General features: G+C 55.8%; 1 protein-coding gene. It reads left to right on the forward strand.

The window, feature by feature from the left end; translation table 11 throughout:
• On the forward strand, positions 1-538 hold a 538-nt coding region (locus L0C60_RS12720; protein WP_243092923.1), incomplete at its 5' end, for a hypothetical protein.
• Positions 539-573: the final 35 nt, after the last annotated feature.

Below are 573 nucleotides of genomic sequence, written 5' to 3' on the forward strand. Positions count from 1 at the left end.
CTACACCCCTTGGCCTCTCTCTTGGGGTGGTCCAAATTTGGGGCAGCACTTCACGGTACAGGCTCAGGCCACGAAGATAAGCGACGCGATGGCCAAACTTAAGAAGGTGGACCACATAGTCCAGGTGGTGGAGGAAAAACTCCCTCCGCCTCCGCCTGAACGTTCCGCCGAACGGAAATACCGCGTCTGGGTGAGAAACCCCGAAACAGACCGCGTTACGGAGTACATAGTCTTTTTTGGAGCCCCGAAGGGCGGGCGCTACTTCAACCTCCTGAGCATCCGCTTTGAAGAAGCACCTAACTTTGACGAGGCGCTTTATGGCGTCGCCTACCTCTCCGGGATCGTTGAGGTATTGTGTTTGGGGCTGGCCAAGCAGACCAGTGACAACATCATGTACTGGCTGGCCGACAGGACTGAGCGGATCAGGAGCGAAGGCACCGGTCAGTTCAACCGGAACTTTGGCCCTGTGACCGTAGATCTCGCGGGCTATAAAGACATCACGGGGTTTGGAAGTATGCTTCTTGTACTGCGGCCCTAAATTTGGACCACCTTACCGGTCAGTTTAGTCAGGGC

This window comes from Thermus hydrothermalis (assembly GCF_022760925.1).
Classification (GTDB): domain Bacteria; phylum Deinococcota; class Deinococci; order Deinococcales; family Thermaceae; genus Thermus; species Thermus hydrothermalis.